The organism is Rathayibacter sp. AY2B3, from assembly GCF_002931755.1.
Taxonomy (GTDB): domain Bacteria; phylum Actinomycetota; class Actinomycetes; order Actinomycetales; family Microbacteriaceae; genus Rathayibacter.
This window is the reverse complement of record NZ_PSUG01000017.1, coordinates 47,478-67,885: the sequence shown is the minus strand read 5'-3', so window position 1 is coordinate 67,885 and position 20,408 is coordinate 47,478. Positions and strand designations below refer to the sequence as shown.

The following is a 20,408-nucleotide window of genomic DNA, read 5'->3' as shown; positions in this document are numbered from 1 at the left end:
GCACATCCACCTCGAGGGCACGATCGAGCCCGAGCACATCGTCGAGATGGCGTTCCGGCGGGGACGGACGGAGCGGGCTCGCACCGCGGCCCGCCCTCGGACGAGCTCCGCGATCCGCAGGCCGACGCCCGAGCGGAGACGTCGCGTGCGGTGACGCGCGCGGACCTCCGTGGTCGGAGGGACGTCGTGTCCTGTTCGCCTGCCGCCCCTTGCCCGCGCGCCGCTCCGCGCGCACGATGGAGCAGTGACCGTATGGAGCCCTCTCGAGATCGTCGGCGCCGTGGTGATCGCTCTCGCGCTGATCGGGCTCGCCGTCGCGGCCGTGGCGGTCGGAGCGGGCGACGAGATCGCGTTCGTCGGTGTGCTGGTCGCCTTCGCGGTCGCGGTCACCGGGCTCGGCCTCCACATCGCCGGCCGGGAGGCGCGCTACCGCCGCGACAACCGCTGACGGTCAGTGCCCGAGCTCCACCAGCAGCACGCCGGTGATGATCAGGCCGATCCCGCCGAGCATCGTCCAGGTCAGCGGGTCCTGGAACAGCCAGCGCCCGAGCACCGCGGTCAATGCGACTCCGACGGCCGCCCAGATCCCGTAGGCGACCCCGATCGGCATGCCCTGCGCGAGCGCCCCGGCCAGCAGCGAGAACGCGACGACGTAGCCGACTCCGACCACGACGTACCACCGCTTCCGGCCGTCCGTCGCGGGCTTGAGGCTCATCGTCGCGGCGACCTCGGTGAGGATCGCGCCCGAGAGCAGCAGCCAGGCCATCAGCGCACCGTTCGGCGCGCGGCCTGCGCCCGCTGCGACCCGATCTCGACCATCAGCACGCCCGCGATGATCAGCACCAGCCCGATCGTCATCACGCCCGTCAGCGGCTGTCCGAAGAGCACGGCCGCGAGGACCGCCGTGAGCGCGACTCCGCACGCACCCCACACGCCGTACGCGACTCCGATCGGCATGCCGGCCTTGAGCACCCGGCTGAGGAGCACGAACGCCGACAGGTAGCCCGCCACCACGAGGGCGTACCAGCCCGGCGACTCGATGGCGGCCTGGAGGGCGAGCGACGCCGTCACCTCGGTGAGGATCGCGCCGGTGAGGAGCACCCAGCTCATCACGGGCCGTCGGGGCGGGTCATCCGGCCAGCGTAGGGCGGGTGCGGAGGCGTGCGCCCGCACAACGGAGGCTCAGCGCCCGGGGAGGGGGGTGGGAACGGTCGTTCTCCGGTCCACGGCCTGCTCACCGCGCGAAGTGCTCGCGCACCTCCGCCTGCCAGCGCTCGCGGTCCTCCTCCGTGATGAACGCCGCGTCGAAGGAGTTGAGCGCCAGGCGCTCGAGCTGCGCGTCGTCCACCCCCAGCTCCTCGACCAGGGCGCGGTAGTTCTCGTCCACGTAGCCGCCGAAGTAGGGCGGGTCGTCGCTCGAGACCGTCACGACGAGTCCCTCGCGGAGCATCGCGGGCAGCGGGTGGCCGGCCATCGTGTCCACGGCGCGCAGGGCCACGTTCGACAGGGGGCACACCGTCACCGGGATGCGGCGCTCGCGGAGCATCGCGACGACCTCCGGGTCCTCCATCGCGCGGATCCCGTGGTCGATCCGCTCGACCTTCAGCAGCTCGACGGTGGCCGCGACCGTCTCGGGCCCGCCCTCCTCGCCGGCGTGCGCGACCAGGCGCAGTCCCTCCGCCGCGGCGCGCGCGTAGACGTCGACGAACAGCTCCGGACCGAAGCCCACCTCGTTCGAGTCGAGCCCGACGCCGATGATGTGCTCGCGCCAGGGGAGGATCGCCGTCAGCATCGCGTCGGAGGCGTCGGCGCCCAGGTCGCGGAGGAAGCACATGATCAGGTCCGTCGAGATCCCGTGGGTCTCCTCGCTCCGACCGAGCGCGCGGGTGATCCCGGTCATGACGGTCTCGAGCGCGACGCCGTTGCCGAGGTGCGTCTGCGGGTCGAAGAAGATCTCGGCGCGGCGGACGTTCGCCTTCTGCGCCCGGTCGAGATAGCCGGTCGCGAGCTCGAAGAAGTCCCGCTCCGTCTTCAGCACGGTGAGGTTCGAGTAGTGCAGCTCCAGGAACGACGCGAGGTCCGTGAAGGAGTACCGCGCGCGGAGGGCGTCGAGGTCCTCGGTCGGCAGGGCGACTCCGTTGCGGCGCGCCATCTCGACGATGTGCTCGGGCTCGATCGTGCCCTCGAGGTGGATGTGCAGCTCGGCGCTGGGCGGGGCGGGGAAGGCGGGGCGGGGCATGCGGATCCTCCAGGGAGCGGCCGGGGCGGCGGGGACGCTCCCGACCGTAGGCCTCCGCTGTTTCGCGCGCGTTTCCGGCGGGAGGCGCCCGATCCGGGTTCGCGAGCGGCCCCGCCCCGGGTGCTTGAGCTCGCCCTGCTGCGAGGTGCCGGCCGGGATCGGGACGAGCCGCGTCACGACGGGCGGATGGGCGACGAGTCCGAGCTCTACGCCGCGTTCGACGAGCTCACCGCGGCACTCTCCCCGGCGGAGCGGCGCGACGTCTTCGCCGTGACGGCCGACCGCTTCTACCGGATCGGCGCCTCGCTGCCCGCGGAGTGACCGCCGAGCAGCAGCCGGACGCCCGTCGCGAGCTGCCACCCGGTGATCGTGTAGACGGAGAGGCGCTCCCACACGCCGTCCGGCAGCAGATCGAGGCCGGGGAGCCGCGTGTCGAGCTGGAGCATCAGGAGGGCGAGCAGGCCGATCGTGCCGAGCGCGAGGCCGAGCGGTGCCGACGCCCAGGGTGCGGTGCCGCGGCGAGCGGAGACGCCGGAGCGGATCGACGCGGCGTTGCCGGCGATGATCGCCATCGCGGCGCCGAGCCCGTGCATCCAGCCGAGCCCGCTCTGCGCGCTCGCCTCGCTGCCGTGCACGATCCCCACCATCGCGATGCCGACCGCGTAGACGACCGCGAGCGCGAGGTAGAGCCGCTGCGGTCCTCCACGGACGAGCCGCACGGTCGCGACGGCGGCCGCGAGGTAGAGCGCGCCCTCGAGGAGGAAGCCGGCGTTCATCACCGCGTGCAGCGGCGAGTCGATCTCTCGCCCCTGGAACACGCCGACCTCCGGCACGCCGAGATCGCTGATGTAGTTCCGCGCGTAGCTGTAGCCCGGGAACGCGGACGCGGCGACCGCCTCGGCGCCCACGTAGACGAGCGCGCTCACCACCCACAGCACTCCGGCCCGACGCGATCCCATGCGTCCATCATCCCGGGGTCCGGCCCGCCGGTCGTCGTCGCCGGACGGTTCCCGGCCGGGCTCGCCCGTACCGGAGCCGGCGGGCCGCCGCTCCGGTCACAGGCTGAACCCGCCGTCGGTCGTGAGCACCTGCCCGACGACCCAGCTGCCCGCCGAGGTGGCCAGCCACGCGATCAGCTCCGCGGGGTCCGCCGGCGTGCCGACGCGGCCGAAGGGCGTGCTCGCGACGTGCTCCTCGAGATCCTCGAGTGAGCGGTCCGTGGTCTCCGGGTCCAGGTAGCCGGTGTTCACCGGACCGGGATCGATCGTGTTGAGCACGATCCCGAGCTCCAGGAGCTCGGCGGCGACCGTGGCGGTGACGCCGGCGAGGGCGGCCTTGCTCGCGGCGTAGGCGACCTCTCCTCGCATCGCGCCGTGGATCTGGCCGGACGTCATCCAGAACACGTGCCCCTGTGCCCGCGGGTAGGGCCCGGCCCCGACGATCCGGTCGCCGGGCCTGCGGGGTCCGTCGGAACGCGGTGCCCGGAGCCGCGCGAACTCCGCGGTGAGCAGGAGGGTGGAGCGGGTGTTCACGTCCCAGAACGCGGTGAGCCGCTCGGGCGTCATGTCGAGGATGCTGCCGTCGTCGCCGCTCTTCGCGTGGTTGCAGACGAGGACGTCCAGGGTCCCGGTCAGGCCGGCTGCGGTGGCGATCAGACCGGGGACGGTGGAGGGGTCGGCCAGGTCCGCGGCGACGTCGGCGAACCGTGCGCCCTCCGTGAGGTGCGCGCGGAGCTCGGACCGGACCGCGTCGAGGTCGTCGCCTCCCCAGGGGGGGTCGAAGTCGTGAGGGCGGTGGTGGTGGACGACGAGGTGCGCGCCGAGGGAGGCGAGCTTCGCGGCGACGGCGAATCCGATGCCGCGTCGCCGCGAGACGCCGGTGACGAGAGCGGTCCTGCCCTGCAGGGGGAGGAGTGCGGACACGGGGAGCCTTTCGATCGCGCCCGAGCGGGCCGGAGGGAGCGGGCCGGAGTGACGGGGACCGGGGAGGCCTCAGCCGCACTGCACGAGCCCCACCGTACCGAGCCGCCGGTGGCTTCCGCCCCGCGATCCGGGAGGAGGCCGGTCAGACCTGCCGGAAGACCCGCAGGCCGCGTCCTCGGGAGGAGCCGAGGCGCGAGTAGCTGTCCGCCAGCCGCTCCTCGGCGGCGACCGCCACGACGACGCCTCCCGCGGGGACCGTGGTCAGCAGCTCCCGCGTCGCGAGCAGCGCCGACAGGCGGGTCCCGGGGCGCTGCGAGAGCGCCGTCACCGTCCACCGCCGCCCGGGGGGCGTCTCCGCGCCGACGGCTGCGGTGAGGGGGGTCCCGACGAGCAGGGCCCCGGCCCCCACGGCTCCGCCGAGGAGCGCCGCGAGGACGAGGACCGCGCCCAGCGGATCCGAGAGCGCGACAAACAGGGCCGCCACCATGCCCAGGAGGACGACCGGGACGGTGACGGCGATGCTCGCGAGGGCGTCGGCGACCGGCCGGTAGCGCCCGAACACGACCAGGCCGTTCCGGTCGGCCGTCTCGTGGGCGGCGCGGCGGATCACGGAGGGCGTGAGCGAGAGCAGCGCGGTCGGGAAGGCCAGGACGGCGAGGACGCGGTGCCGCGTGAAGGCGCGCACCCTCAGCCACGAGACGGCGGGCAGACGTCCCCATCCGACCGGTGCCGACGCCGCTGCCATCGATCCAGTCTGCGCGACCGGGGAGGCGCGGGGCCAGCGGGCCGGAGGACGCCGCCCCGGCTCCGCTGGGCGAGGGGCTCCGACGCGGACTACTCCTCGTCCGCCCGGTAGACCTTCCGGAACGCGTCCTTGCGGGCGATCCTCCCGCCGCGGAACTCGTAGATGTCGCAGCCCCGCGTGACCTGGGGTCCGCCGTCGGGGCCGGTCCCGGTGAAGGACCAGGTGGCCGCGCCGCGCGTCCCGGCGATGAGGGGAGCCCCCTCCTCGTGCCGCTCCTGTCCGGTGTCGAAGGCGAGCATGAGAGCGAATCCCTCGCGGACCTGCTCCTTCCCCGTCCAGGTGCGGCCGGGCTCGGGGCCGACGGACGCGCCGTAGACGCAGTCGTCGGTCATGTGGCTCATCAGCGCTTCGAGGTCGTGGCGGGTCCAGGCGTCGCTGAACGCGGCCAGCACCTCGGGCGTCATCTCGCTCGTGCCGGTCTCGGTCGAAGAGGAGTCGTCCATGGGCGGGCCTCGGTCCTTCTGATCGGTGGACCGTCGTCGGTCACTCTGCGACCGTGGCAGGTGAGCGGCCGCGGTGGCAACGCCCTCTAGCGGTCATGTCCGGAAGCGGACGGCCGGCGGGCGGAGGGGGACGGCGCAGGCGGACGGCATCGGTCGCCCGCGCACGCCCGCGGCGTCCGGATGGTAGGCGCTCGCCGCCTCGTCCGCCACCTCCTCCCCACCGCCCGGCGCCGGCGCGCAGGATGAGGAGCACCGGTCGCGACGGGCACCGACTCCGCACCCGACCGGCACCGAGACCGCCACGAGCCCGCGCCGGCGGGAGGACAGCGAGAGCACCATGGGATTCTGGGGACCGACCGACGACACCCGCGCCACGCGCCCGGTCGACGAGCCGCTCGGCGAGCTGGAGCTCGTGCACGCCTTCACCAGCGGGCCGATGCCCACCGGCGTCAGCGTCTCGCACACCGGGCGGATCTTCGTGAACTTCCCGAAGTGGGGAGACGAGGTCCCGGCCACGGTCGTGGAGCTGCGCGACGGAGCGGCGGTGCCCTATCCGGACGAGGCCTGGAACACGCCGTCGGGAATCGACGACGCCGGCGCCCTCGTCTCGGTGCAGAGCATCGTCGTCGACCCGGCCGACCGGCTCTGGATCCTCGACACCGGCAGCCCGATGTTCGAGCCGACGCAGAAGGGCGGACCCAAGCTCGTCCGCGTCGACCTCGCGACCGACACCGTCGAGCAGGTGATCGTCCTCGAGCCGGACGTCGCCCTGCCGACCACTTACCTCAACGACGTGCGCTTCGACCTGCGGCGCGGCATCGCCTACATCACCGACTCGGCCGACTCCGGCCCGAACGGGATCATCGTCGTCGACCTCGAGACGGGGACCGCCTGGCGCCGCCTGCACGACCACCCGAGCACGAAGGCGCTCACTCCTCCGGAGCTCGTGCCGATGGCCGAGGGCCGCGTGCTGATGAAGCGCCCGGCCGACGGCGACCCGCAGCCGGTGACGATGGGCGCCGACGGCATCGCGATCTCGGCCGACGGCGAGCGCCTCTGGTACTGCCCGCTCGCCTCCCGCCGCTGGTTCAGCGTGGCGACGGCGGCCCTGGTCGACCGGTCGGCACCGGACGAGGACGTCGCGGCGACCGTCGTCGACGAGGGCGACAAGGGCGGGGGAGCGGACGGCCTCGAGACGGATGCGTCGGGCCGCTTCTACGCCACGAGCTACGAGAACAACGCGATCGTCCGCCGCCGCCCCGACGGCACGATGGAGACGATCGTGCACGACGAGCGGCTGCTCTGGCCCGACACGATGTCGATCGCGACGGACGAGCACCTGTACGTCACCGCGAACCAGCTGCACCGCCAGGCCGACTACCAGGGCGGCACGGATCTGCGGACGTACCCGTACTCGCTGTTCCGGCTGCGGATCGGCGCGGGGCCGGTTCTCCTGCGCTGAGGTGCGTCGCGCGGATCAGCGCCAGTGGGCGAGCTCCGTGCGGAGGGTCCCGCGGGCGCGGGCGAGCAGCCCGCGGACGGTCGAGGTCGAGAGGCCCAGCTCGTGCGCGATCGCGTCGTAGCTGCACTGCTCCAGCTGGCGCAGCTCCCAGCAGCGGCGCTGGGCCGGGGGCATCGCGGCGAGCACCCGGTTGGCGTCGGCGGCGAGGGACCCGCAGTGCGCGGCGTGCTCCGGGTCGTCGGCGGCGGAGGCGGGGAACTCGTCGTCCAGCTCGGCGCGCAGCCGCGAGACGCTGGAGCGGAGCCGGTCGACGCTGCGGCGGCGGGCGGTCGTGACGAGCCAGCCGGCGATGGTCTCGCCGTCGATCACGCTGTCCACGTGGGTCCACGCCGCGAGGAAGGTCTCCTGCACCACGTCGTCGACGTCGGCGCTGCTGCGGAGGGTGCGGGCGGCCGTCGCGCGGAGCAGCGCGGTGTAGCGGCGGACGATGGTGGCGAACGCGCGGTCGTCGCCCTCCGCGGCGCGGATGACGAGCATCCGGTCCGAGTCGGGCTCGAGCAGTGCGAGCGGCGGCGCGGCGAGGGTCGAGGTGCGGACCCTCGGGAGGCGTGCGGGAGTGGTGGCGGTGAGCATGCGGACTCCGGTCGACTCGATGTGCACGCATGATTCGGAGGCGCGCTCCCGCCCGGTTTCCCGGGGCGGGACCCCAGTGAGAGGGGCAGGTCTGTCCGGTTTGCGGGGACGTCAGCGCCGCCGCGACCACCAGCGGCGGGGCCGCTCCGGCTCGGCGGCCGCCCGGGCCTCGGCCGCGGCTGTGCGGGCGGCGCGCCGCTGCGACCAGGCGGCGACCTCCTCGTCGACGTCCCGGAGGGGTGTGACGACGGGCGGCCCGCCCAGCAGCTGCCGGCGCGCCTCGATCACCCGCGTGTTGAAGTCGGCGAGCTCGGCGCGCACCTCCTCCTCGCGGTGCAGCCGGTCGAGGCGCTCGTCGAGTGCGCGGTCCTCGGCGCGGAGGAGGAAGGCGGCCGGGCCGATCCCGGTGAGGTTCTCGCGCTCGATCTTGCGGCGGATCCACCAGTCCGGGTCGTGGGCCGCGCCCAGGTCCGGGAGCGGCTTCCCCGATCCCGGCAGGTCGTCGAAGTCGCCGCGGCGGATCGCGAGCTGGATCGCCGTCTCGACGAACGCCGCCCGCTCGAGCGGATCCTCCGGCAGGGCGGGCTGCTCCGACTCCTCCTCGCCCGCTGCGCCGGCCCGGTACCGGGCGGCGCGCTCCCTCGCATCCGACATCCCTCCACGCTAGATCGGGCTCCTCGCCTCGGGCAACCACCCCTCCCGCCGTCTCCTCGGTCGGTGCGCGGCGGCTCGACATCGGCGGCCCGGCGTGCGTGGTATCGATACTCGATAACATCGACGATCGATAAGGGGCGCATCGTGACGAGTGTCATCCCCAGCGGACCGGTCCGCGAGCGGCCGCGCGTGTTCCGGGTGGCGAGAGCGGTCCTGCTCATCGTCGCCGTCTTCTCCGTCCGCACCGCGCTCGTGCAGACCTGGACCGTCACGACCGGGCGCTCCCTGCTGGTCTTCGGGGGAGCCGACGGCCCCGCCGCGACGACCGACGTCTGCTGAACGCCTGCTTCCAGGCGGCATTCATAGCCTCGAGAAACTGCCCAGTCTCCCGCTCGTTCTACGAACGCAAGCGACAGGAAGGCAAGTCTCACAAGCAAGCACTGATCGCTCTCGCTCGGCGACGAATCAACGTGATCTGGGCGATGTTTCGTGACCAGACCCGTTACAGCCCTCCACCCACAGACCCCGCCGGTTCCGCATCACTGAAGCTGCGGGCCTTGCCTCCGCTCAAGCCCCCGGTCGTCGCGCCGGGTGGTTCTCCACGATGACGCCGCAACGACGCGCGGTGCGCTATGCCGTCGATGCACGAAACCGACGCGAACATCGGTGAGATGCAAGGAATTCGAGGCGAAAACAGGTCGAAAGCCGTTGTGTGGATGTACAGCGGTTCACGGCGGCGTGCCAGCTCCAATGGCAGCGTCAATTTCTAAGGTAAGCCTCACCAAACTTCCGGTGAAAGGTGATGCTGCGTGCTTTCGAATTATCTGATCGCTCTTCGGGAGGGCCTCGAAGCGGGCATCGTTGCCGGCATCCTGATCGCCGCGCTGACGAAAACCGGCCGCCGGCACCTGATCCCTGCATTGTGGCTCGGCGTCGCTTTCGCGATCGCCGTCTCGCTCGGAGTTGGCGCGGCGCTGACGTGGGGTCCGTACGGTCTCAGTTTTCAGGCGAAGGAGATCCTCGGTGGGACGCTGTCGGTCCTGTCGGTGGCTCTGGTGACGTGGATGATCTTCTGGATGGCGCGCAACGCCCGCACCCTGAAGGGCGATCTCGAGGGACGAGTAGCGATCGCGGGCGGTGCTCTCGGGGTCGCGGTCCTCGGCTTCGTGAGCGTCGCGCGTGAGGGCGTCGAGACGGCACTCTTCCTGTGGGCGGCCGTGTCTTCGAATCAGGACGCTGGAGCCGCGGCGTGGGGCGCGGTCCTCGGTCTGCTCACGGCGGCGGTCCTCGCCGTCGTCCTGTCGTTCGGCTTCGTCCGGATCGATCTGGGCCGCTTCTTCGCGTGGACTGGATGGTTCCTGGTGATCGTCGCGGCGGGCGTGCTCGGCTACGCCGTGCACGATTTCCAGGAGGCCGGCCTCATCTCCGGAGAGGGGAATGCACTGTTCGACATGTCGTCGCTCATCCCGCCGACGAGCTGGTACGGGGTCGTCCTGGCAGGAATCTTCAACGTCGCGCCCGATCCCAGCGCCGCCCGCTTCGCCGCCTGGCTCGGGTACCTCGTCGTGGTCGGGACGCTCTTCGGTGCGCAGCTACTGCGCCGGAGTGCTCCTCGTCCGGTCGTCGTCGGGGTAACGGGATAGAGCCGGCCTCGACACTTCGGTGTCCGAGGCGGAAGGGCGTCGACCGGCTGGACGCAGAACGCCCCCGGCGTCCCGGCGTCCCAGGGAGGGAAGCGGGGCACCGGGGGCGGTTCGTGGAAGAGGAGGTCTCTCGCTCCGGCCTTTCTACTTCCCGGCGAGGGTGGTCAGCAGCTCCTGGATGCGCGTCGTCTCGGCGGCCGGGTCGGGGCTGCTGGAGCGGACGGAGGAGAGGACGGGGTCGATCTGCTGGTCGACGTAGGTCCAGGTCTGGCAGTTCGCGGCGCTCAGTGCGGGCTCCGCGTCGTCCCAGGCGGTCTCGAGGTCGGTGGCTCGGGCTTTCGCGCCGGCCTGGTCGCCGCTGGTGACGAGGGCGAGGGTGTCGGCGGTGATCGTCTGGAAGTTCTGCACGTCGGCGGTCGGGAAGTCGGTCTGCACCGACGCCTCTGCGTCGGCTGCGGACAGTGTTCCCGACGTGTCGCAGGCCGGGGCCGCGCCTTCGGGTGCCGGGGTGGTGTGCGGCTGGCTGTTGGTGAAGGCGAGCAGTCCGACGACAGCGACGGCGAGGACCGCGAACGCGACGAGCGAGCGTCGCTCCCGAGCGACGGGCGGGGTGTGGTGCTCGGCCGTGCCCTTGTCGACGTCGGCCCTGCTGAGGGAGAGGTACACGACCGTTGCGAGGATCGCGAGCAGGAAGATGATGCTGGTGACGAAGGTGCCGAGCCCGAGGCCCTGCTCGTCGGGGGAGAGGCCGAGCCAGTCGCCGATGTTGGCGCCGAGGGGGCGGGTGAGGATGTAGGCGATCCAGAACGCGAGGACGGGGTTCGCTCCGTAGCGCCAGAGGCCCGTGACGATGGCGATCAGGGCGAGGGGCAGGAGGATCGAGACGCCGGGGCCCCAGCCGGTGAGCTCGAGGGTCCAGTCGCCGAGGGCGGTGCCGAGCGCGAAGGTGACGAGGACGGTGAGCCAGTAGAACGCCTCGCGCGGGGTGGTGTCGATGCTGTGGATGGAGAGGGTGCGCTCCTTCGAGTACCAGACGCTGAACACGATCGCGAGCAGCACGGAGAAGACGAGGGAGCTGGCCCAGAGGGGCACGCCGAGCTGGTCGGTGAGGATGTCGGTAAGCAGGGTGCCGGTGACGCTCATGACGACGACGGTCAGCCAGTACGCGGCGGGCAGGTAGCGGCGCAGCCGCATCTGGATCGCGAGCACGACTGCGGTGACGATGATGAAGATCACGGCGGTCGTGATGAGGCCGACGCCGAGAACCATGTCGATCCAGTCGGCGAAGCTCTCGCCGACGGTGGTGCAGAGGATCTTGATGATCCAGAACCAGATCGTGACCTCGGGGACCTTGCTGAGCAGCCGGTGCACCGGGAAGCGGGTCGTCGTCGTTGAAGTGTCCATGCCCGCAGAGTCGCAGCCGGGACGGGGGCGGCGGCTCGGGATGCGCCGTGCTGTGTTGTGTTTGCTCACAACGACCCGGAGGTCCCGAACGCGTTCAGGTCGATGCCCGGCTGAGGGGCTGAGGTTCTGTGCTTTCACAACGGATGCAGGGGAATCCTCCGCCGCCACAGGCCGCTCGTTCGTAGCGTGAACTCCTTCGGCGCGCTCCGCGTCGGGAGACGAGGACGACACTGATGCCGAACCGGGAACCCGCGACAGACGGTGCGATCGCCTATCGGGCGGCGCGACGCTGGCCGCTGATCTCGGCGGGCCTCGCGGTGCTGCTCACGGGACTTCTGGCCGCGCTGATCTTCTACCGGGAGCACGACAAGCCGTTCGGGTTCGACACCGCGTGGATGAACGAGATCATCGAGCACCGGTCGACGTTCTGGTTGGTGCCGTCGCTGGTGATGAACGGCCTCGGCGGCGGGATCGTCGGCACGATCGTGATTCCGCTCGTCGTGTTCGTGTGGCTGCTGGTCTGGCGGGGTCGGTGGGCGGCGACGTACTTCGCGATCGCCGCGCCGCTGAGCGGGCTGCTGGTGCAGATCCTCAAGAACGCTGTCGGTCGTCCGCGGCCGCTGGAGATCCTCGTGAACGCCGACTTCGGCTCGTTCCCCTCCGGCCACAGCGCGAACGCCGCCACGACCGCGATGGTCCTCGCGATCGTCTTCCCGCTGTGGTGGGTCCGCATCGCCGGAGCCCTTTACACGGTCGCGATGATGCTCAGCCGCACCTACCTCGGAGCGCACTGGATCTCCGACACCGTCGGCGGACTGCTCCTGGGCGCCGGAGTGGCGCTGATCGTCTGGGCGCCGCTCGCGGTCCGGCTGCACACCGAGCGCGCGTCGTCACCGCCGCCCCTCCGGCGCCGCATCGCCCGACGGCGGGCCCTCAGCTGACGGCTCGTCAGGGTCGAGGCCTGGCGACGTCGCCGCGGAGGATCGTCAGGAGCACGACGGCGACGATCGACCCGGATGCGATCAGGCCCGCGAGCACGACGATCTGGAAGACGCCCGCCGCCACGGGCGAGAGTCCGCCGAAGACGGCGCCGATGAACGCGCCGGGCAGGACGACGAGCCCCGTGGTCCTCGTCTGGTCGGTCAGCGGCACGAGCCCGGTCCAGGCCGCCTCTCGCGCCAGGCCGAGCGTGGCCTGCCGCGGCCGGGCGCCGAGAGCCAGCCAGCCCTCGACCTGGTCCCAGCGGTCGGCGAGCGTCGCGGCCAGCGCTCGGCCGGTGACGGTCGCGACGGTCATCGCGCCGCCGATGAGGATCCCGCCGACCGCGAGGACGTAGCGGCCAGTGAACGGGACGGCCCCGAGACCGAAGACGATCCCGGCGCTCACCGCGACGCCGGCCGCCATCGCCGCGGTGACGGCGAGGACCGTGCGCCGGGAGCGTCCGAGGCGGCCGGCCGCGGTGAGCACCGCGGCACCGCACATGACGACCAGGAAGAGCAGGACCCAGCGGATGTCCGCGATGACTCCCGAGAGGATCACCGCGAGCACCCCGAGCTGAACAGCCCCACGGAGGATCGCCAGCGCCGGCCGCGCGAACGAGACGACCCCGAACGTGCGGAGTGCGGCCACGGAGACTGCCGCGCAGATCGCGACCGCCGCGACCACGACCGCCGGAGTCAGCTGGTCGATGGGCGTTCCTGAATGACCCAGGTGTTGCCGTCGGGGTCGGTGAAGAAGACGAACGAGTTCCACTCCCCGCCGCGGCCCTCGAGCCGGACCCCGTCCTCGAAATACGACACCGGGCTGACGTCCACGCCGCGCTCGGCGAGTTCGGCACGGGCTGCGTCGATGTCGTCGACGACGAGCTGCAGCCCTTCCAGGCGGGTGGGGCCGGTCTTGAGCTGGATGCTGCTGTGCGAGCCGGGCGGGGTGAGCTGCACGATGCGCATCTCGTCGCTGATCCGCACGTCGAGGTCGAGGTGGAACCCGACCTGGTCGGCGTAGAACGCTTTCGCCCGGTCGACGTCCTCGACGCTGACGGGCACGACTTCGAGATTCCACTGCACAGGACGGCCTTTCGCAAGGGTGGCGGACGAGGTGGCGGGCGTCGCCGTCCAGTGTGTCCGGTAGGACTCCCGTCGGGCAATCAGGTCAGCTGGCCGCGATCGTCCCGGTGAGCAGCAGCCCGGACACGACGAGGGCCAGGGCGACGCGGTACCCGACGAAGACGCCGAAGCCGTGGCCCGCGACGTACCGGAGCAGCCACGCGATCGACGCGTACGCGACCACGAACGAGACGACGGTCGCGACGAGGGTCGGGATCCAGCCGACGCTCGCACTGACCTCGGACGCGGCCGTGGCCGCTTCGTAGGCGCCGGCGGCGGTGAGTGCGGGGATGGAGAGGTAGAACGCGAACTTCGTCGCGGTCACTCGATCGAGCCCGCGGAACAGGCCTCCGCTGATGGTCGCTCCGGAACGAGAGACGCCGGGGATCAGCGCGATGCACTGCACGAGGCCGATGATGACCGCGTCTTTCCGGGTGATCGCGCGACGGTCCTTGGTCTGAGCGCCGACGCGTTCGGCGACGAGCATCACGACGCTCCAGCCGAGCAGCGCCGCGACGACGACCCACAGATTGCGCAGGCCTCCGCTGATGAGGTCCTTCCCAAGGAACCCGATGATCCCGATCGGGATCGACCCGAGGATCACGTACCAGGCGATCCGGTAGTTCGTCCGCTTGCGCTGCGACGGGTGCCGCAGCCCGACGAACCACGCGGTGGCGAGCTCGGCGATGTCCTTCCGGAAGTACAGGAGCACTGCGGCGATCGCACCGATCTGGATGATCGCGGTGAACGCGGTCACCCCGACGTCGTCGACGCGGAGGCCCATCAGCTTCTCGGCGATGGTGAGGTGCCCGGTGCTGGAGACCGGGAGGAACTCGGTCAGCCCCTCGATGATGCCGAGGATGATCGCCTGGAGGATGTCCATCGGGTCCGTTCCGGTCGGAGAGGAGTCGCGGGGGATCCCGCGAGCGCTTCCGAGAGTAGGGATCGCGACGGCCGTGCTCGGCCGGAATCCGGGTCGCTGTGTGCATCTTCAACGACCCCGGCGAACACCCCAGCTGCCGACACCGCACGCTCCTCGAGCATGGCGGGATGACGCACCTCGCTGCACCGCTCCCTCGACCCCGCGGCGGTGTCTTCGCCGGCCGCTACGTCGCCTCCACGGTCCCCGAGGCGACGGCGCTGTTCTGGGTCCTCAAGGTGCTGACCACCGGGATGGGCGAGACGGCGTCCGACTTCCTCGCGACCGCCTTCGACCCGGTGATCGTGGTCGGCGCGACCGGTCTCGCGTTCCTCGCGGCCCTCGGGCTGCAGTTCGCGGTCCGCCGGTACATCCCCTGGGTGTACTGGCTGGCAGTACTGATGGTGAGTGTCTTCGGCACGATGGCCGCCGACGTGCTGCACGTCGTCGCCGGCGTCCCGTACCTCGTCTCGACCCTCGGGTTCGCGATCGCGCTCGCCGCGGTCTTCGCCCTGTGGTGGCGAGTCGAGCGGACCCTGTCGATCCACTCGATCACGACACCGCGCCGGGCCCTGTTCTACTGGCTCGCCGTCTCCGGGACCTTCGCGCTCGGCACGGCCGCGGGCGACCTGACCGCCTCCACCCTCGGGTTCGGCTATCTGCCGTCCGCGGTCCTGTTCGCGGCGATCATCGCTGTCCCGGCGCTCGCGCACCGGTTCACGGGGCGGAACGCGGTCCTCGCGTTCTGGTCCGCCTACGTCGTCACGCGTCCGCTCGGGGCGTCGGTCTGCGACTGGCTCGCGGATCCCGTCGCCCAGAAGGGCCTGGGCCTGGGCACCGGCCCGGTCACGCTCGCGGCCCTCGCGGTGTTCCTGCTGCTGGTCGCGGTGATCGCGCTCCGCCGACCGCGCGCGGCCGTCACGGCGACCCCCTGAGCGCAGGGCTCAGGCGTCGCGGCCGGCGCGGTTCTTCTGCCGCCAGTAGGTGAGGGCGATCCCGGCGACGCTGATCACGACGATGCCGACGAGGACGATGTCGATGTACTTCCCGACGAAGTCCGCGACGCCGGGGATCTGTCCGAGGAAGAAGCCGAGCAGGATCACGCCGGTGGACCAGACGGCCGCACCGAGGGCGTTGAAGCCGACGAAGTGGGCGTAGTGCATCTTCCCGACGCCGGCGGCGACGGGGGCGAAGGTCCGGACGACCGGGACGAAGCGGGCGATCGTGACCGCCCAGCCGCCGAAGCGGTCGAAGAACGACTGGGTGCGCGCCACGCTCGAGCGGCTGAACAGTCCGCTGTCCTTGCGCTCGAAGATCCGCGGCCCGCTCGCGCGGCCGATGATGAACCCGAGCTGGTCGCCGAGGAAGGCGGAGGCGGCGACCATCAGGATCACCAGCGGCACCGGGAGCGAGATCACGCCGGTCGCGACGAAGACGCCGGTGAAGAAGAGCAGGGTGTCGCCCGGGAGGAAGAACCCGATCAGGAGGCCCGTCTCGACGAAGGCGATCAGGCAGACCAGGGCGATGGCCCAGGGGCCGGCGCCGTCGAGGAGGGATTGGGGGTCGATCATCGGTTCTCCTAGCGAGAGGTCGGGCCGGGGCGGGTCGCGGGGATGCGGACCTCCGCGCCGAAGCCGTGGGGGACGAGGTTGCGGAGCCGGAGCTCGCCGCCGGCGGCCCGGCTGAGCCCGGCGACGATGGCGAGCCCGAGACCGGCGCCGCCGTCCCGGGAGCGGGCGGCGTCGGGACGGGTGAAGCGGTCGGTCGCGACGGCGAGGAACGCCTCCGGGACACCGGGTCCGTCGTCGTCCACGGAGAGGACGGCCTCTCCGGGGCGCTCGACCAGGGTCGCGGTGATACTGCCGCCGTCCGGCGTCGCGGCGACGGCGTTGGAGAGCAGGTTGTCCAGGATCCGGCCGAAGTCGGTCGGCGAGACGGGGTACCGGGCGGCGTGAGCCGACACGGGAGCGACGAAGTCGATCGCGAGGTCCCGGTCGCGGGCGAGCATCCTGATGCGGTCGACGCTGCCGGTCACCTCCTCGCGGAGAGCCGACGACGAGGCGTCGCCCGTGACGGTGCCGGCGTCGATCTTCGACAGGATCAGCAGCCCGTCCGTCAGGGACTGCAGGCGGTCGATCGAGCGGCGCGCGTCGACGACGTCGGCGTAGAGGGCCGCCGGGTCGTCGCGGACCCGCTCGGCCAGCTCGAGGCGGGTGCGCAGGGCGGCGAGCGGAGTGCGCAGCTCGTGGCTCGCGTCGGCGACGAGCCGCCGCTCCCGGTCCGCCGACTCCCGCAGGTCCGCGATCAGCGCGTTCAGGGTCGAGGCGAGGTCGGAGAGCTCGTCGCGAGCGGGCCCGACGGGGAGGAGCTCGGTGGAGCGGCCGTGGCGCAGCCGGTCGGCGATCGCGCGCATCCGGCCGACGGGTCGCAGCGCGAGGCCGACGAGGAGCCAGGAGGTGGCGGCGAACGCGACGAACAGGATCGCGAGGGCGATCAGGAGCGTCGTGCTGACGCCGCCGACGACGGCCTCGGCGGTGTCGCGGCTCTCCTCGATCAGCGCCTGCGACGCTCCCGAGCGGACCAGCTCGATCGTGGAGGCGTCGAGGATGTGGTCGAGCTGCTCACGGACGACGACCGCGACGATCCCGAAGAACAGCATCGCGACCAGCAGGCTCGACACCGTGATCCGCACCCGGATCGACAGAGTCCGCCACCTCACGGCGTCACCCCGAGCCGGTAGCCCGCACCCCGTCGGGTGAGGATCTCGACCGACGCACCGCCCGCGGCCAGCTTGCGGCGGAGGTAGCTGATGTACTGCTCCGCGATGTTGTGGTCCACGAACTCCGCCGACCCCCACACCTCGAGCAGGATCTCCTCCCGCGGCACGTAGTCGCCGGCGCGGACCGCGAGCACGCGCAGCACTCCGAACTCCTTCGGACTCAAGGGCAGCACGGCGCCGTCGACCGTCGCGGCGTGCGTGTACGGATCGACGCGCAGGTTCCCGAGCGCCACCGGGGTGCGGTTCGTGAGGCGCTCGCGGCGGATCATCGCGCGGAGGCGGGCGGAGAGCTCCTCGAAGTGGAACGGCTTCGCGAGGTAGTCGTCGGCCCCCGCGTCCAGGCCGAACACCCGGTCCTGCAGTGCGTCGCGGGCGGTGAGCAGGATCACCGGGAGCGTGGCACCGCTCGCGCGAAGATGCCGGCAGATCTCGAAGCCGCTCATGCCGGGGAGCATCACGTCGAGAACCGCGGCGGCGTAGTCCGCGTCGCGCGCCGCGTTCAGCGCGTCGACCCCGTTCGAGAACAGGGCGACGTCGTAGCCGTCGCCGGTAAGACCCCGCTTGATGAGCTCGCCCATCTCGACGTCGTCTTCGACGACCATCACCGCGTCACGCATCCCGGCCTCCTACGGTCATGCTCGCACCCGTGGCGCGGCGGAACCGGCCTGCTCCGCGGAGATATGCGGCTTCTCAGCGGTACGCGCTGCATACAGAGACAGCGCACGTGCACCCCGATCGAAAAGCACGTTCCTGGTGCGCAGACGATCTCGGATGCGGGCACTGACATGGACGCCGACCTCCGGTCGACGCGGTGCTGTGCGCTGCGCGCATTTTGCCTGGAAGCCTTCGGCGGCGTACGGGCCTCCAGCGTCCGCGCAAGCCGCTGCGCGGCCGGCTCCTCCGAGGTTCTCGGCACGCGGTCGCTGCGCTCCCTCCCATCGCGCCGACAACCTCTCCTCCTCCGCCCTCCGGGTTGCGCTCCCACCTCCGGCCCTGCTCGGCACTACGTGCCTTCCAGGCAAAAAAAACGCTGGGAGAGAAGGAAGAACAGACGAGCCAGACCACCCCCGCTGGCTTGACAAACCTGATTGAGAATCACGGCCGGAGGGGGAGCGGCTCCCTGCTCGAGCCGGTCGGCGTGCTCGTGCGCGCCGTGCCGCCGCTGCGCCCCGCCGCTCAGTCCTGCGGGTAGCCCGGCAGCCCGTCGATGCTGACCGCGTTCCGCGTGGCGCGGTACTCGGCCATGCCGCCGGGGCCCTTCTTCTCGGCCTGGAGGAGGAGCAGGTCGCGCTCGCCGACCGGCTCCATCACCGGCACGCCCCAGCCGCACGCGTCGCTGATGCGGGTGAGCTCGACGGTGACGACCGCGCGGGTGCTCGGGTGCTCGGGGTGCTGCTCCGCGACCTCGGCGAACGCCTCCGACCCGGGCAGGTGCACGGAGCCGGTGCCGTGCAGGCGGACGATGCGCGGACGCGGTCCGAACGACGCGAACATCAGGCACACGCGCCCGTTCTCGCGCAGGTGCGCGATCGTCTCGACTCCGCTGCCCGTGTAGTCGACCCAGCCGACGCGGCGCGCACCGAGGATCGAGAACGAGTCGTGGCCGCGCGGAGACATGTTGATGTGCCCGTCCGCGGCGAGGGGTGCGGTGGCGACGAACCACATCGGCTGCTCGTGGATCCAGGAGGAGAGGCTCTCGTCGATCTCGTCGTAGACCTGCGCCACGGGGTCAGGCCCCGGCCGCGCGGCGGACCAGCTCGGTGACGGCGGCGCGCGTCTCGTCGTCGGCGGAGACGAGCGCGTAGGCGGTCGGCCAGATCGTGCCGTCGTCGAGCTGGGCGCCGTCCTGGAAGCCGAGGGTCGAGTAGCGCGTGCCGAACTTCGCGCCGGGCTGGAAGAAGACGATCGCCTTGCCGTCCGAGCGCGCGTAGGCGGGGAAGCCGTACCAGGTCTTCGGGAGGAGATCGGGGGCGGTCTCGCCGACGACCTCGTGGAGCATCTGGGCGATCGGCCGCTCCTCGTCGGTCATCGCGGCGATCGCGGACTCCGCGTCCCTGCGATCGGCGTCGGCCTTGTCGGCGCTCTTCTGCCGCTTCGCCTCCGCCCGCAGCTCGGCCGCGCGCTGCTTCATCGCCGCGCGCTCGTCCTTCGAGAAACCGTCTTCGGAGGCCATGTCCGCCCGTCCCGTCCGTCTGCGGCTCCCGGTCCGGGAGCGTCCCCGCACATCGTGGCAGCGCCGCACTCGCCGCACAACGGCGGGACCGGGCGCGACCGCGCCCCCCGGAAGCCCAGCCTCCGCGGTTAGCGTGGACGGATGCGCCTCCTCCTGATCCGCCACGGCCAGACCCCCTCCAATGTGGCGGGCCTCCTCGACACCCGCATCCCCGGACCCGGGCTCACCGACCTCGGCCGCACCCAGGCCGCAGCGCTGCCCGGTCAGCTCGCGGGCGAGGGGATCGGCGCGCTGTTCGTCTCGACGATGGTCCGCACCCACCAGACGGCCGCCCCTCTCGCCGCGGCCCTCGGGCTCGAGCCGATCGAGCGCGACGGCATCCGCGAGGTCGCGGCCGCGGGGCTCGAGATGCGCGGCGACGAGGCGGCGGTCGAGGAGTACATGGGGACGGTCTTCCGCTGGGCCGGCGGCGAGACGTCGATCCGGCTCGCGGGCGGCGAGACGGGCGACGAGTTCGCGGCGCGCTACGACGCGGTGGTGGCGGAGGCGGAGTCGCTCGGGCACGAGGTCGTCGCGCTGGTCAGCCACGGTGCGGCCATCCGCTGCTGGTCGGGTCTGCGCTCCCTCGACCTCGATGCGCGCTTCATCGCCGACCATCTGCTCGACAACACGGGTGTCGTCGTCCTCGAGGGCTCGGGCGACGCGTGGACGCTCGTGTCCTGGCAGGGCGAGCCCGTCAGCGGAGTCGGCGCGGCGGCCCCCTCGGGCCCGGCGGGCGAGACCACCGTCTGAGCGGCACGGGCGTCCTCGCCCCGCTCGCCGGTCGAGCAGCCGTGCAGGGGTGCATCGAGACCCGCCCCCTCCGAGCGCCGCCGGCCGTGCCACGACGGTAACGATCGCGCAACAGTCCGGAAACCAGCTCCGACCAGCACATCCGCGCGCCCCGGTCGCGTCGTGACCACCCCCGGACCCGCCTCCGCAATTGTCCGACGTTTGCCCCTCGGCGGCTCCGCGGCTACCGTGGTCGGCGGTCCTCACGGGCCCCGATGAACCGGTCCGCGCTCGCACGGCGTCCCCCAGGACGCGCAGCGATCGTACGGTCAACGGGAGTGGAGGCGGCCCCGAGGCCGCCTCGGACGCTCTCGCCTCCACCCCCTGCAGCGCTGAGCGGCGGGACGCACGCGGAGGCTCGACGCACGGCTGTCCCACGCTCCCGACCCGGCACCA

General features: G+C 72.0%; 26 protein-coding genes. 8 read left to right on the top strand and 18 right to left on the bottom strand.

Features of this window, described 5'->3' with window-relative positions:
• The first annotated feature begins 244 nt into the window (after positions 1-244).
• A complete protein-coding gene (locus tag C5C24_RS07730; RefSeq protein ID WP_104304685.1) occupies positions 245-448 on the top strand; it encodes a hypothetical protein in 204 nt (67 codons plus the stop codon).
• Between the two features lie 3 nt (positions 449-451).
• On the opposite strand, the gene C5C24_RS07725 is transcribed toward C5C24_RS07730, so the two are convergent.
• The 3 genes from C5C24_RS07725 to C5C24_RS07715 form a co-directional block, all read right to left on the bottom strand.
• Positions 452-766, bottom strand: coding sequence for a multidrug efflux SMR transporter (locus C5C24_RS07725; protein ID WP_104276689.1), 315 nt, complete (start codon positions 764-766; stop codon positions 452-454).
• A complete protein-coding gene (locus C5C24_RS07720) occupies positions 766-1,110 on the bottom strand; it encodes a multidrug efflux SMR transporter (RefSeq protein ID WP_104304684.1) in 345 nt (114 codons plus the stop codon). Before C5C24_RS07720 ends, C5C24_RS07725 begins: the two co-directional genes overlap by 1 nt.
• Positions 1,111-1,234: 124 nt before the next feature.
• Positions 1,235-2,239 carry an adenosine deaminase gene (locus C5C24_RS07715; protein WP_104304683.1) on the bottom strand — a complete coding sequence of 335 codons (1,005 nt, stop codon included), beginning with the start codon at positions 2,237-2,239 and terminating at the stop codon, positions 1,235-1,237.
• Positions 2,240-2,425: 186 nt separating this feature from the next.
• Here C5C24_RS07715 and C5C24_RS18405 point away from each other — a divergent pair, with 186 nt between their 5' ends.
• A complete protein-coding gene (locus C5C24_RS18405) occupies positions 2,426-2,560 on the top strand; it encodes a hypothetical protein (RefSeq protein ID WP_258065089.1) in 135 nt (44 codons plus the stop codon).
• Here C5C24_RS18405 and C5C24_RS07710 read toward each other — a convergent pair.
• The 4 genes from C5C24_RS07710 to C5C24_RS07695 all read right to left on the bottom strand — a co-directional run bounded on the left by C5C24_RS07710 (position 2,527) and on the right by C5C24_RS07695 (position 5,409).
• Positions 2,527-3,198 carry a DUF998 domain-containing protein gene (locus C5C24_RS07710; protein ID WP_104304682.1) on the bottom strand — a complete coding sequence of 224 codons (672 nt, stop codon included), beginning with the start codon at positions 3,196-3,198 and terminating at the stop codon, positions 2,527-2,529. The two genes, C5C24_RS18405 and C5C24_RS07710, sit on opposite strands and share 34 nt — an antisense overlap.
• A 96-nt stretch (positions 3,199-3,294) precedes the next feature.
• A complete protein-coding gene (locus C5C24_RS07705; RefSeq protein ID WP_258065088.1) occupies positions 3,295-4,161 on the bottom strand; it encodes an SDR family oxidoreductase in 867 nt (288 codons plus the stop codon).
• A 142-nt stretch (positions 4,162-4,303) separates the two neighbouring features.
• Positions 4,304-4,906 (bottom strand): hypothetical protein, encoded by a 603-nt coding sequence (locus tag C5C24_RS07700; protein WP_104304681.1) that lies wholly within the window; start codon positions 4,904-4,906, stop codon positions 4,304-4,306.
• A gap of 89 nt (positions 4,907-4,995) precedes the next feature.
• Positions 4,996-5,409 carry a nuclear transport factor 2 family protein gene (locus C5C24_RS07695; RefSeq protein WP_219812847.1) on the bottom strand — a complete coding sequence of 138 codons (414 nt, stop codon included), beginning with the start codon at positions 5,407-5,409 and terminating at the stop codon, positions 4,996-4,998.
• 337 nt (positions 5,410-5,746) lie between these two features.
• Here C5C24_RS07695 and C5C24_RS07690 point away from each other — a divergent pair, with 337 nt between their 5' ends.
• On the top strand, positions 5,747-6,871 hold the full coding sequence (locus C5C24_RS07690; RefSeq protein ID WP_104304680.1) for an L-dopachrome tautomerase-related protein: 1,125 nt from the start codon (positions 5,747-5,749) through the stop codon (positions 6,869-6,871).
• 15 nt (positions 6,872-6,886) lie between these two features.
• Here C5C24_RS07690 and C5C24_RS07685 read toward each other — a convergent pair whose 3' ends face one another.
• Together C5C24_RS07685 and C5C24_RS07680 are read right to left on the bottom strand one after the other, a co-directional pair.
• A complete protein-coding gene (locus C5C24_RS07685; RefSeq protein WP_104304679.1) occupies positions 6,887-7,531 on the bottom strand; it encodes an RNA polymerase sigma factor in 645 nt (214 codons plus the stop codon).
• Between the two features lie 84 nt (positions 7,532-7,615).
• Positions 7,616-8,158: a DUF1992 domain-containing protein gene (locus tag C5C24_RS07680; protein WP_104276681.1), complete on the bottom strand. Its 543-nt coding sequence runs from the start codon at positions 8,156-8,158 to the stop codon at positions 7,616-7,618.
• 144 nt (positions 8,159-8,302) lie between these two features.
• Here C5C24_RS07680 and C5C24_RS07675 point away from each other — a divergent pair, with 144 nt between their 5' ends.
• Together C5C24_RS07675 and efeU are read left to right on the top strand one after the other, a co-directional pair.
• Positions 8,303-8,497, top strand: coding sequence for a hypothetical protein (locus C5C24_RS07675; RefSeq protein WP_104304678.1), 195 nt, complete (start codon positions 8,303-8,305; stop codon positions 8,495-8,497).
• Positions 8,498-8,967: 470 nt separating this feature from the next.
• Positions 8,968-9,801 carry an iron uptake transporter permease EfeU gene (efeU, locus tag C5C24_RS07665; RefSeq protein ID WP_104276679.1) on the top strand — a complete coding sequence of 278 codons (834 nt, stop codon included), beginning with the start codon at positions 8,968-8,970 and terminating at the stop codon, positions 9,799-9,801.
• Positions 9,802-9,945: 144 nt separating this feature from the next.
• Here the strand turns inward: efeU and C5C24_RS07660 are convergent, their stop codons facing one another.
• Positions 9,946-11,205 carry a hypothetical protein gene (locus tag C5C24_RS07660; RefSeq protein WP_104304677.1) on the bottom strand — a complete coding sequence of 420 codons (1,260 nt, stop codon included), beginning with the start codon at positions 11,203-11,205 and terminating at the stop codon, positions 9,946-9,948.
• Positions 11,206-11,438: 233 nt separating this feature from the next.
• Here C5C24_RS07660 and C5C24_RS07655 point away from each other — a divergent pair, with 233 nt between their 5' ends.
• A complete protein-coding gene (locus C5C24_RS07655; protein ID WP_104304676.1) occupies positions 11,439-12,146 on the top strand; it encodes a phosphatase PAP2 family protein in 708 nt (235 codons plus the stop codon).
• A gap of 7 nt (positions 12,147-12,153) precedes the next feature.
• Here the strand turns inward: C5C24_RS07655 and C5C24_RS07650 are convergent, their stop codons facing one another.
• The 3 genes from C5C24_RS07650 to C5C24_RS07640 form a co-directional block, all read right to left on the bottom strand.
• Complete coding sequence (locus C5C24_RS07650) at positions 12,154-12,870, bottom strand: ABC transporter permease (RefSeq protein ID WP_308470813.1); 717 nt, start codon at positions 12,868-12,870, stop codon at positions 12,154-12,156.
• 11 nt (positions 12,871-12,881) lie between these two features.
• Positions 12,882-13,271 (bottom strand): VOC family protein, encoded by a 390-nt coding sequence (locus C5C24_RS07645; RefSeq protein ID WP_104276676.1) that lies wholly within the window; start codon positions 13,269-13,271, stop codon positions 12,882-12,884.
• Between the two features lie 85 nt (positions 13,272-13,356).
• Positions 13,357-14,193 carry an undecaprenyl-diphosphate phosphatase gene (locus tag C5C24_RS07640; protein ID WP_104304675.1) on the bottom strand — a complete coding sequence of 279 codons (837 nt, stop codon included), beginning with the start codon at positions 14,191-14,193 and terminating at the stop codon, positions 13,357-13,359.
• Positions 14,194-14,360: 167 nt separating this feature from the next.
• Here C5C24_RS07640 and C5C24_RS07635 point away from each other — a divergent pair, with 167 nt between their 5' ends.
• Complete coding sequence (locus C5C24_RS07635; protein WP_104304674.1) at positions 14,361-15,164, top strand: hypothetical protein; 804 nt, start codon at positions 14,361-14,363, stop codon at positions 15,162-15,164.
• Positions 15,165-15,173: 9 nt separating this feature from the next.
• Here the strand turns inward: C5C24_RS07635 and C5C24_RS07630 are convergent, their stop codons facing one another.
• From C5C24_RS07630 to C5C24_RS07610, 5 genes are all read right to left on the bottom strand, one after another.
• Positions 15,174-15,800: a DedA family protein gene (locus C5C24_RS07630; RefSeq protein WP_104304673.1), complete on the bottom strand. Its 627-nt coding sequence runs from the start codon at positions 15,798-15,800 to the stop codon at positions 15,174-15,176.
• A gap of 8 nt (positions 15,801-15,808) precedes the next feature.
• Entirely contained in the window at positions 15,809-16,948 is a 1,140-nt protein-coding gene (locus C5C24_RS07625) for a HAMP domain-containing sensor histidine kinase (RefSeq protein ID WP_146082562.1), read from the bottom strand.
• On the bottom strand, positions 16,945-17,625 hold the full coding sequence (locus C5C24_RS07620; protein ID WP_104304671.1) for a response regulator transcription factor: 681 nt from the start codon (positions 17,623-17,625) through the stop codon (positions 16,945-16,947). Before C5C24_RS07620 ends, C5C24_RS07625 begins: the two co-directional genes overlap by 4 nt.
• Positions 17,626-18,184: 559 nt before the next feature.
• Positions 18,185-18,733 (bottom strand): pyridoxamine 5'-phosphate oxidase family protein, encoded by a 549-nt coding sequence (locus C5C24_RS07615; protein WP_104304670.1) that lies wholly within the window; start codon positions 18,731-18,733, stop codon positions 18,185-18,187.
• Positions 18,734-18,737: 4 nt separating this feature from the next.
• Entirely contained in the window at positions 18,738-19,181 is a 444-nt protein-coding gene (locus tag C5C24_RS07610) for a hypothetical protein (protein WP_104304669.1), read from the bottom strand.
• 141 nt (positions 19,182-19,322) lie between these two features.
• Here C5C24_RS07610 and C5C24_RS07605 point away from each other — a divergent pair, with 141 nt between their 5' ends.
• Complete coding sequence (locus C5C24_RS07605; RefSeq protein WP_104304668.1) at positions 19,323-19,973, top strand: histidine phosphatase family protein; 651 nt, start codon at positions 19,323-19,325, stop codon at positions 19,971-19,973.
• Positions 19,974-20,408 lie beyond the last annotated feature (435 nt).

Bases quoted from the DNA above. Each gene is read 5' to 3' on its own strand.
- C5C24_RS07725 (WP_104276689.1), bottom strand. From the start codon at position 766: ATGGCCTGGCTGCTGCTCTCGGGCGCGATCCTCACCGAGGTCGCCGCG.
- C5C24_RS07720 (WP_104304684.1), bottom strand. From the start codon at position 1,110: ATGAGCTGGGTGCTCCTCACCGGCGCGATCCTCACCGAGGTGACGGCG.
- C5C24_RS07715 (WP_104304683.1), bottom strand. From the start codon at position 2,239: ATGCCCCGCCCCGCCTTCCCCGCCCCGCCCAGCGCCGAGCTGCACATC.
- C5C24_RS18405 (WP_258065089.1), top strand. From the start codon at position 2,426: ATGGGCGACGAGTCCGAGCTCTACGCCGCGTTCGACGAGCTCACCGCG.
- C5C24_RS07710 (WP_104304682.1), bottom strand. From the start codon at position 3,198: ATGGGATCGCGTCGGGCCGGAGTGCTGTGGGTGGTGAGCGCGCTCGTC.
- C5C24_RS07700 (WP_104304681.1), bottom strand. From the start codon at position 4,906: ATGGCAGCGGCGTCGGCACCGGTCGGATGGGGACGTCTGCCCGCCGTC.
- C5C24_RS07695 (WP_219812847.1), bottom strand. From the start codon at position 5,409: ATGGACGACTCCTCTTCGACCGAGACCGGCACGAGCGAGATGACGCCC.
- C5C24_RS07690 (WP_104304680.1), top strand. From the start codon at position 5,747: ATGGGATTCTGGGGACCGACCGACGACACCCGCGCCACGCGCCCGGTC.
- C5C24_RS07680 (WP_104276681.1), bottom strand. From the start codon at position 8,158: ATGTCGGATGCGAGGGAGCGCGCCGCCCGGTACCGGGCCGGCGCAGCG.
- C5C24_RS07660 (WP_104304677.1), bottom strand. From the start codon at position 11,205: ATGGACACTTCAACGACGACGACCCGCTTCCCGGTGCACCGGCTGCTC.
- C5C24_RS07655 (WP_104304676.1), top strand. From the start codon at position 11,439: ATGCCGAACCGGGAACCCGCGACAGACGGTGCGATCGCCTATCGGGCG.
- C5C24_RS07640 (WP_104304675.1), bottom strand. From the start codon at position 14,193: ATGGACATCCTCCAGGCGATCATCCTCGGCATCATCGAGGGGCTGACC.
- C5C24_RS07635 (WP_104304674.1), top strand. From the start codon at position 14,361: ATGACGCACCTCGCTGCACCGCTCCCTCGACCCCGCGGCGGTGTCTTC.
- C5C24_RS07630 (WP_104304673.1), bottom strand. From the start codon at position 15,800: ATGATCGACCCCCAATCCCTCCTCGACGGCGCCGGCCCCTGGGCCATC.
- C5C24_RS07620 (WP_104304671.1), bottom strand. From the start codon at position 17,625: ATGCGTGACGCGGTGATGGTCGTCGAAGACGACGTCGAGATGGGCGAG.
- C5C24_RS07610 (WP_104304669.1), bottom strand. From the start codon at position 19,181: ATGGCCTCCGAAGACGGTTTCTCGAAGGACGAGCGCGCGGCGATGAAG.
- C5C24_RS07605 (WP_104304668.1), top strand. From the start codon at position 19,323: ATGCGCCTCCTCCTGATCCGCCACGGCCAGACCCCCTCCAATGTGGCG.